The sequence below is a fragment of the Mesobacillus sp. ABV4_180 genome, assembly GCF_056158485.1.
On record NZ_JBSWTJ010000001.1, the window covers coordinates 253142 to 262500 of the forward strand.

Below are 9359 nucleotides of genomic sequence, written 5' to 3' on the forward strand. Positions count from 1 at the left end.
GAAGGCTGCCAATTATTTTTTATTAAGAAAGGACAGACAGAACAGGCAGTCTTCTTTCCGCGGGCTGCCAAAATGCAGGTTGCAGATATGGAAGCCTTCCTGGTACAGCCGGGCAAGGTTATCGTAGCCTTCACCGATGTCGACCACGTTTTTATCGCCCTGGGCTTGATTGCCGTTTTCCTTGCCGCTTTTCTTAATTTTCGGATCTTTTTTACCGATAGTTTGATCCAGACGGCGTCTTAAATGCTCATTTTCCAGCTTTAAGGCATTATTCTCTTCAAGAACTTCTGCTAAATGCTGTTTTAACTCACCAAGCTGACGGTATAAATCACCAATCTGCGATTCCATATTGCTTACTGAGTCGAAGATATCCTTTTTATCCACCTGTTCCACCTCATTAATCTGTGGATGATTGCAACGATACAGCTCCTGCTTCCTGAATTTCCTCAAGAGTATACTCGAGGACACGCTCCTGGCCGACAACATCGACTTGCATCACACGTTCAAGGATGTTCAGACCGACAACTTTCCCTGGACCATCTGGTGTCACGATTGTTTCACCTAGGTCAGGCAGCTGTTCTTTCGCTGATTCATACTGATCATTCTCGTATTTCAAACAGCACATCAGCCTGCCACAAAGGCCGGAAATCTTTGTTGGATTGAGTGAGAGGTTTTGATCCTTGGCCATCTTGATTGAAACGGGATCAAAATCTCCCAGGAACGTAGAACAGCAAAGCATTCTGCCGCATGGCCCTATGCCGCCAAGCATTTTCGCTTCATCTCTGACACCGATCTGGCGCAGCTCGATCCTTGTCCTGAAAATGGAGGCCAAATCCTTGACCAACTCACGGAAATCGACGCGGCCATCAGCCGTGAAGTAAAAAATGACTTTATTGCGGTCAAATGTATATTCCACATCAACAAGCTTCATATCCAGCTGATGTTCATTCACCTTTTCACTGCAAACATCGTACGCTTCCTTTGCAGCTGCTTTGTTCTCCTCGACAATAAGGCGATCCTTCTGATCTGCAATTCTGACTACCTTTTTCAGAGGCAGGACAACATCCTTTTCGCCGACCTGCTTCCGGGGAGTTACTACTCTTCCGTACTCAACGCCCCTGACAGTTTCGACAATGACGAATTCGTCCTTTTGAATTGAGAGATCGCCGGGATCAAAATAATAAATCTTCCCCGCTTTTTTGAAGCGGACACCTACTACATCATACAAGTGTAGATCCCTCCTGCAATTTTAACACCAGCTCTTCCATAAGCAGCTGGGGATTCATATTGGCATGCAGCTTCCTCTTCGCCTCCAGAATGGCTGCCATTTGTTCGGTAAGACGCCGTCCGGATGTCTGTAATGCAAACTGTTCTAAACGCGAGCTTTCGTTTAGATATACAACCTGGTCCTTCTTGCCAAGCTGAATGTATAATAAATCCTTAAAAATAAGAAGTAATAAATCCAAACCACGGTCGATTTGTTCTTTCTCTTTGAAGTGCATAAACCAGTTTTCCTGAAGCGTGACCATAGCTTCAAGGGAATTCTTTTTCAGCACTTCATATAATTTTAACACTATTTTTTGTGCTTGTGCAAACCAATCATCATGACTTATTGCCAAAGCTTCTTCCAAATTATTCGTAAGCTGTGCCAACAGAGGTGCCATATGCGGGTGAACCCCGCTTGCGATCAACTGTTCTGCCATATTTTTAGGAGATAATGGGGTGAAATTGATCAGCTGGCATCTCGAAATAATTGTCGGAAGCATCTGCTGTGCCTGTTCGGTAATCAACACAGCAACCGTTCCTGCATGCGGTTCTTCAAGGAATTTAAGCAGACTGTTCGCCGCATTCGTCGTCATCCGATCGGCATGGACAATCGTATACAGCTTGTTCTTCGATTCCACACCCGTTTTTGAAAACTCCTCCTGCAGCTGCTGGATCTGTCCTTTCTTGATCGACAGGCCGTCCGGTTCGACAAAATGAATATCAGGGTGGTTGCCATGATTGATCCTCTTGCAGTTCAAACAGCTTTCACAAGGCTTATAGCCATCCACGGGTGCATGGCAATTAATGCTCTTGGCTAGAAGCATACTAATCTCTTTTTTCCCGGTGCCTCTCATTCCCTCAAATAAATACGCATGGGCTATTCGATTTTTCAGGATGCTGTTTTTAATCATCTTCAAAACATTTGGCTGGAGTCTCTCCAGCTCGTCCCACGTCTTTGCCAATGCGATCACTCACTTACGTATATAAATTGATCAACAGACCTTTGATTTCACCAATTTTACCGAGAATATCGATCTGTTCATCCTTCTTATCCATCAACTCTTCCGTCAGCTCAACAAGCTTTTCATCGATTGTTTCCACAAGCTTCAACGAACGGCCCTCACCATACTGGTTCCAGCTATGGGAGTGCTTTAGCTCCATTCCAAAGCTGACTGTTTCTTTTACGAATTGCTTTACAAGCGTCTTGAACTTGGCAAGATCTTTGAAAGTCCTTGACCTGGCAAGTCTTTCACCAGCAGACTCAACTTCCTTCATCAGCTGCTGCAGCTGTCCAAGCTGCAACTTATGCTCTTGCTTCTGTACAAGTTCATTGAATTTGTTGCCGCCCACAGGCTGCTGCTTTTGATCCTGCCGAACTTTATCTACATTAAGGCGCATATCCTGATTAATCTTCATGTCTTGCTAAACCTCCGGGCATTCCCGTTAAAATTGATGAAACTGTTCAACAGGCAGTACGAAGACAGTTGCGCCGCCTACTTCCACTTCCACCGGGTAAGGCACATACGAATCTGCATTGCCTCCCATCGGAGAAACTGGTGCCACCAGCTGATCACGGGATTTACAGTTTTCCCTGATAACTTCAAGTGCCTTCTCTACTCTAATGTCTTCTGTTCCTATGATAAAAGTGGTATTTCCTGATTTTAAGAAGCCACCAGTACTAGCCATCTTTGTCGCGCGGAAATTATGATCGACCAATGCATTCGACAGACGGTTGCTGTCCTGGTCCTGAACCACGGCTAAAATTAATTTCATTCATGTTCCTCCTAGGCAATCTATTTAACTTCCGTAACATTTGTATTCTCATTATAACAGGATTCACGTGACAAGACATGTTATTATAACGAAATTCCAAAGGCTTCCAATTGATTTTCCTTAATGCATTGCATGTAAATAATAAAGCAAGCCTTTTGGGAACAAGGCTTGCTTCATAAATTATTTATTCAACAACTCTTTTATTTTTGCTTCGGCTTGCTCATAAACTGAATCCAGCTCACGTGATGCATCGATTTTGACAATCCTGTCCGCAAATCTTTCTGCGAGAATCATATATCCATCCCTAACTTTTTGGTGGAATTCAAGCTTCTCCAGGTCGAGGCGGTTCACTTCGCGTCCTTTGTTTTTATTGATTCTTTCAAGTCCAATCTCCGGCGCTACATCGAAATATAATGTTAGCTCCGGCATCATGTCTTCAATGGCGAACTGGTTGATTGAGTATACCTCATCAATCCCCAATCCACGTGCATAACCCTGATAAGCCAATGAACTATCCACAAACCGGTCGCACAAGATGATTTTCCCATTCTCAAGAGCCGGCTTCACCTTTTCAGCTAGATGCTGCCTTCTTGCCGCCGCGTATAATAGTGCCTCTGTACGTGGGTCCATTGCTGTATTTTCAGGGTCAAGAATGACTTTCCTGATCTGCTCGGCAATCTCGATTCCTCCCGGTTCGCGCGTCGCCATGACCGCGAATCCTTCCTTTTCAAGATTTTCCGCCAGCATTTGAATGATGGTCGTTTTCCCCGAACCATCCGGACCTTCAATCGTAATGAATATACCGTTTTCCATTTAAATCCTCCAACTCTTAAATACTTTTATTTTTCCGGAACGCAATTCCTCTCCACCCTGGATTTTTGCGTTGATTTTTCTCAAATATAGTACAGTTTGAAAATCTTCTTCTCTTAATAATTCCCCAGGCAGAACGAGCGGTATTCCCGGCGGATAAGGAATAATCGCTTCTGCGCATACCCTGTCCACCGATTGTTCAAGTGGAACAAATTCCGTTTCCAGGCTCTCCATCTCTTTATAGCCAATTGTTAAGGTTGAAATGGTTTTATCGCTCAATTCAGGCTCGAATTCAGCAACTCCATTCGGCAAACTGTCAGTGACTTCTTTTATGATTCCAGCAGCTTCAAGCATGCGATGATTCATGCCTCGCTTTAGCAATGGGAGAACAAACAGTACATTATAAGGGTCAGCTAATTCGGTAAAAATGCCTTTCGTTTCAAGTTTCCTTTGCAGCTCGAATCCTGTCCACGGACCTTTGGTCTGTATCGCCAATTTCAGCGGATCATTATGCTTCATTAAGTGAATCGATTCAAGCTGACTTAGCTCATCTCGGAAACATTCTATTTCGCCTTTTAGATATAACAGGTCTTCCTGACCATAGGTCCCCAGATAACTGCGCGCCAAATCTAAGGAAGCCATTAGTGGATACGAAGGGCTGCTTGATTGCAGTGCCTGTAAATAAAACTGCAGTTTGCTCAAGGAAACGAGCTTCGTCTGATAATGGAGGAATGCTCCCATCGTCATCGCTGGCAACGTCTTATGAGCAGACTGCACAACGAGATCCGCACCAAGTTCAACTGCGGACGGCGGGAAATAATCCCCTGCAATAAAATGAACGCCATGAGCCTCATCCACTAACACGGGGATATGATGTTCATGTGCCAAATCAATTAAACTCTTAAGGTCATATGTCATACCGTAATAGTTAGGATACGTTAATAACAGTGCTTTTGCATGAGGGTACTGTTTGATGGCTGATTTCACTGCATCAAAACTCAAGCCGGAAGCTACACCGTATTCGTGGTCATATTCCGGACTAATGAATACTGGCTTGGCTTTTGCGAGCCGAATGGCATTCATGATTGACTTATGAGAATTTCGCTGCACAAGCACAATGTCATCTTCGTTAATTGCAGAGAGAATCATCGCAAGGTTGCCCACAGTTGACCCATTTATTAAAAAAAAGCTTTTATTAGTTTTATATAGATCCGAAAGTAAATTCTCAGCTTCTAAAATTACACCCTCAGGAGAATGAAGGTCATCAAGACCCGTAATTTCTGTCGCATCCAGCTTCAGAATTTCCCCATAGAATGCCTGTCCCTCATGTGGGTAAACATCACCATATTTATGCCCCGGAACATGGAATGAAAGAGGCTTGGTCCTATGGTGTCTGACCAGTTGGGTGTACAAAGGTGTTTTAGATTGGTCCATAGAATCACCTAACAATATAAATTCACACCTATCTATTCTAACACTGTTTGTTGGCAAAAAAAATAAAAGCTCAAATTGAGCTTTTAACTGTAAATGCCAGGCTTCGTTACTTTCCTTAACTTTTCCACATAATATTTATATTTAGGATCACCCGTATCTGTCTTGATCATAATGCTCTCACACTTAGTGCAGATAAAAGAAGTATACAGGTGTATGCCAGCCGTCCTCGTCCGTTCGCAAATCACACATGTTTCCCCAACTTGTTTTCTTGCTAAAAGAGAACCCAAATTCTCCACCTCCGTACACCTATTGTTCCCAGCAGCCCGATTTTGTATACAATTTTCCGAATAATATTTCAGAAAGTTTAATTGTTTTATATTTTATGATTGACATTCTATTTCCTTGTATGTCTTATAACAATTTAGGTTGGTTTATTATTTTCCGCAGGGAAAACAGGGGGACGGTTCTTGTGTTTTTGAATGAAATGGAGGCTTGTAAGCGACTTTTGAAGATCCTAGACACAGTTTAGTGTTTTATATAGCTAAATATGTGCTGGATTATATGATTTTTCATGTTAAATGGGGGTGAGACTGGTTTTTTGCTAATCAGTTTTAGGTTTAATCGGGTTATGCCTTATTTTATCGACCACATTTTGGACATATCAGCGGATTTTCCAATATATCAACCACATTTTTGATTATATCAGTTGATTTCCAATTATATCGACCACATTTTCCATTATATCGACCAAGTGACTAAACCGAACAAATCAAAGCAGTAAATTCAGAATACGCAGAGGCACTGCATTTCATATACACAAAAAAAGAACAGCCATTACAGCTGTTCTTTCGTGTGCCCGGCGGCGTCCTACTCTCACAGGGGGAAACCCCCAACTACCATCGGCGCTGAGAAGCTTAACTTCCGTGTTCGGTATGGGAACGGGTGTGACCTTCTCGCCATCGCCACCAGACTATTTGGTTTGAGGTTTTGCAATTTTGCTTCGCAAAAAGCTTTGCTCCCTCAAAACTAGATAATGTTGTAAGAAGAATTCAAGAAGAACGAATGATCTATTTGGTTAAGTCCTCGAACGATTAGTATCAGTCAGCTCCACACGTCACCGCGCTTCCACCTCTGACCTATCAACCTGATCATCTTTCAGGGTTCTTACTAGCTTGCGCTATGGGAAATCTCATCTTGAGGGGGGCTTCATGCTTAGATGCTTTCAGCACTTATCCCGTCCGCACATAGCTACCCAGCGATGCCTTTGGCAAGACAACTGGTACACCAGCGGTGCGTCCATCCCGGTCCTCTCGTACTAAGGACAGCTCCTCTCAAATTTCCTGCGCCCACGACGGATAGGGACCGAACTGTCTCACGACGTTCTGAACCCAGCTCGCGTACCGCTTTAATGGGCGAACAGCCCAACCCTTGGGACCGACTACAGCCCCAGGATGCGATGAGCCGACATCGAGGTGCCAAACCTCCCCGTCGATGTGGACTCTTGGGGGAGATAAGCCTGTTATCCCCGGGGTAGCTTTTATCCGTTGAGCGATGGCCCTTCCATGCGGAACCACCGGATCACTAAGCCCGACTTTCGTCCCTGCTCGACTTGTAGGTCTCGCAGTCAAGCTCCCTTGTGCCTTTACACTCTGCGAATGATTTCCAACCATTCTGAGGGAACCTTTGGGCGCCTCCGTTACTCTTTAGGAGGCGACCGCCCCAGTCAAACTGCCCACCTGACACTGTCTCCCGCCCCGATCAGGGGCGCGGGTTAGAATTTCAATACAGCCAGGGTAGTATCCCACCGACGCCTCCACCGAAGCTGGCGCTCCGGTTTCTCAGGCTCCTACCTATCCTGTACAAGCTGTACCAAAATTCAATATCAGGCTACAGTAAAGCTCCACGGGGTCTTTCCGTCCTGTCGCGGGTAACCTGCATCTTCACAGGTACTATAATTTCACCGAGTCTCTCGTTGAGACAGTGCCCAGATCGTTACGCCTTTCGTGCGGGTCGGAACTTACCCGACAAGGAATTTCGCTACCTTAGGACCGTTATAGTTACGGCCGCCGTTTACTGGGGCTTCGATTCAGAGCTTCGCGTGAGCTAACCCCTCCTCTTAACCTTCCAGCACCGGGCAGGCGTCAGCCCCTATACTTCGCCTTGCGGCTTCGCAGAGACCTGTGTTTTTGCTAAACAGTCGCCTGGGCCTATTCACTGCGGCTCATCCGGGCTATTCACCCAAATGAGCACCCCTTCTCCCGAAGTTACGGGGTCATTTTGCCGAGTTCCTTAACGAGAGTTCTCTCGCTCACCTTAGGATTCTCTCCTCGCCTACCTGTGTCGGTTTGCGGTACGGGCACCATTTATCTCGCTAGAGGCTTTTCTTGGCAGTGTGGAATCAGGAACTTCGGTACTAAATTTCCCTCGCTGTCACAGCTCAGCCTTCACGCAAGCGGGATTTGCCTCACTTGCAGCCTAACTGCTTAGACGCGCATATCCAACAGCGCGCTTACCCTATCCTCCTGCGTCCCCCCGTCGCTCAAACGATAAAGAGGTGGTACAGGAATATCAACCTGTTGTCCATCGCCTACGCCTTTCGGCCTCGGCTTAGGTCCCGACTAACCCTGAGAGGACGAGCCTTCCTCAGGAAACCTTAGGCATTCGGTGGATGGGATTCTCACCCATCTTTCGCTACTCATACCGGCATTCTCACTTCTAAGCGCTCCACCAGTCCTTACGGTCTAGCTTCAACGCCCTTAGAACGCTCTCCTACCACTGACATCTAAGATGTCAATCCACAGCTTCGGTGATACGTTTAGCCCCGGTACATTTTCGGCGCAGAGTCACTCGACCAGTGAGCTATTACGCACTTTTTAAATGGTGGCTGCTTCTAAGCCAACATCCTGGTTGTCTAAGCAACTCCACATCCTTTTCCACTTAACGTATACTTTGGGACCTTAGCTGGTGGTCTGGGCTGTTTCCCTTTTGACTACGGATCTTATCACTCGCAGTCTGACTCCCACGGATAAGTCTTTGGCATTCGGAGTTTGTCTGAATTCGGTAACCCGATGAGGGCCCCTAGTCCAAACAGTGCTCTACCTCCAAGACTCTTACAACGTGAGGCTAGCCCTAAAGCTATTTCGGAGAGAACCAGCTATCTCCAAGTTCGATTGGAATTTCTCCGCTACCCACACCTCATCCCCGCACTTTTCAACGTGCGTGGGTTCGGGCCTCCAGTTGGTGTTACCCAACCTTCACCCTGGACATGGGTAGATCACCTGGTTTCGGGTCTACGACCACATACTCATTCGCCCTATTCAGACTCGCTTTCGCTGCGGCTCCGTCTCTTCAACTTAACCTTGCATGTAATCGTAACTCGCCGGTTCATTCTACAAAAGGCACGCCATCACCCATGAACGGGCTCTGACTACTTGTAGGCACACGGTTTCAGGATCTCTTTCACTCCCCTTCCGGGGTGCTTTTCACCTTTCCCTCACGGTACTGGTTCACTATCGGTCACTAGGGAGTATTTAGCCTTGGGAGATGGTCCTCCCAGCTTCCGACGGGATTTCTCGTGTCCCGCCGTACTCAGGATCCACTCAGGAGGGAACGAAGTTTCAACTACAGGGTTTTTACCTTCTCTGACGGGCCTTTCCAGACCACTTCATCTACCCCGTTCCTTTGTAACTCCATGTAGAGTGTCCTACAACCCCAAGAGGCAAGCCTCTTGGTTTGGGCTATGTCCCGTTTCGCTCGCCGCTACTCAGGGAATCGCGTTTGCTTTCTCTTCCTCCGGGTACTTAGATGTTTCAGTTCCCCGGGTCTGCCTTCAATACCCTATGTATTCAGGTAAAGATACTGTTCCATTACGAACAGTGGGTTTCCCCATTCGGAAATCTCCGGATCAAAGCTTACTTACAGCTCCCCGAAGCATATCGGTGTTAGTCCCGTCCTTCATCGGCTCCTAGTGCCAAGGCATCCACCGTGCGCCCTTTCTAACTTAACCTAAAAGGTCATTTCTCTAATTGAATAGAGAGAAAACTAAAATGGCGATCACTCGGTTTTTTCTTGGTTCT

General features: G+C 46.1%; 8 protein-coding genes and 2 rRNA genes. All 10 read right to left on the reverse strand.

Annotation, left to right across the window (positions count from 1 at the left end):
• Positions 1-12 precede the first annotated feature (12 nt).
• The gene (gene yabA / locus ACXAEA_RS01395; RefSeq protein WP_475094173.1) at positions 13-384 is read right to left on the reverse strand and encodes a DNA replication initiation control protein YabA; all 372 of its coding nucleotides are present in this window, start codon (positions 382-384) and stop codon (positions 13-15) included.
• A 13-nt stretch (positions 385-397) separates the two neighbouring features.
• Positions 398-1228, reverse strand: coding sequence for a PSP1 domain-containing protein (locus ACXAEA_RS01400; protein WP_475094174.1), 831 nt, complete (start codon positions 1226-1228; stop codon positions 398-400).
• A complete protein-coding gene (gene holB, locus ACXAEA_RS01405; protein WP_475094175.1) occupies positions 1221-2228 on the reverse strand; it encodes a DNA polymerase III subunit delta' in 1008 nt (335 codons plus the stop codon). The genes ACXAEA_RS01400 and holB overlap by 8 nt, the downstream gene beginning before the upstream one ends.
• 13 nt (positions 2229-2241) lie before the next feature.
• On the reverse strand, positions 2242-2682 hold the full coding sequence (locus ACXAEA_RS01410; protein WP_475094176.1) for a YaaR family protein: 441 nt from the start codon (positions 2680-2682) through the stop codon (positions 2242-2244).
• Positions 2683-2709: 27 nt separating this feature from the next.
• A complete protein-coding gene (locus tag ACXAEA_RS01415) occupies positions 2710-3039 on the reverse strand; it encodes a cyclic-di-AMP receptor (RefSeq protein WP_475094177.1) in 330 nt (109 codons plus the stop codon).
• 180 nt (positions 3040-3219) lie between these two features.
• Complete coding sequence (gene tmk / locus ACXAEA_RS01420) at positions 3220-3852, reverse strand: dTMP kinase (protein ID WP_475094178.1); 633 nt, start codon at positions 3850-3852, stop codon at positions 3220-3222.
• On the reverse strand, positions 3853-5283 hold the full coding sequence (locus ACXAEA_RS01425) for an aminotransferase class I/II-fold pyridoxal phosphate-dependent enzyme (protein WP_475094179.1): 1431 nt from the start codon (positions 5281-5283) through the stop codon (positions 3853-3855).
• An 83-nt stretch (positions 5284-5366) separates the two neighbouring features.
• Positions 5367-5579: a sigma factor G inhibitor Gin gene (locus ACXAEA_RS01430; protein ID WP_475094180.1), complete on the reverse strand. Its 213-nt coding sequence runs from the start codon at positions 5577-5579 to the stop codon at positions 5367-5369.
• 558 nt (positions 5580-6137) lie between these two features.
• Positions 6138-6253 (reverse strand): 5S ribosomal RNA (gene rrf / locus ACXAEA_RS01435).
• 101 nt (positions 6254-6354) lie between these two features.
• Positions 6355-9289, reverse strand: a 23S ribosomal RNA gene (locus tag ACXAEA_RS01440).
• Positions 9290-9359 lie beyond the last annotated feature (70 nt).

What these genes read in the sequence shown, in the direction of transcription:
- ACXAEA_RS01410 (WP_475094176.1), bottom strand. Translation starts at nt 2,682, where the DNA reads ATGAAGATTAATCAGGATATGCGCCTTAATGTAGATAAAGTTCGGCAG.
- ACXAEA_RS01415 (WP_475094177.1), bottom strand. Translation starts at nt 3,039, where the DNA reads ATGAAATTAATTTTAGCCGTGGTTCAGGACCAGGACAGCAACCGTCTG.
- tmk (WP_475094178.1), bottom strand. Translation starts at nt 3,852, where the DNA reads ATGGAAAACGGTATATTCATTACGATTGAAGGTCCGGATGGTTCGGGG.
- ACXAEA_RS01425 (WP_475094179.1), bottom strand. Translation starts at nt 5,283, where the DNA reads ATGGACCAATCTAAAACACCTTTGTACACCCAACTGGTCAGACACCAT.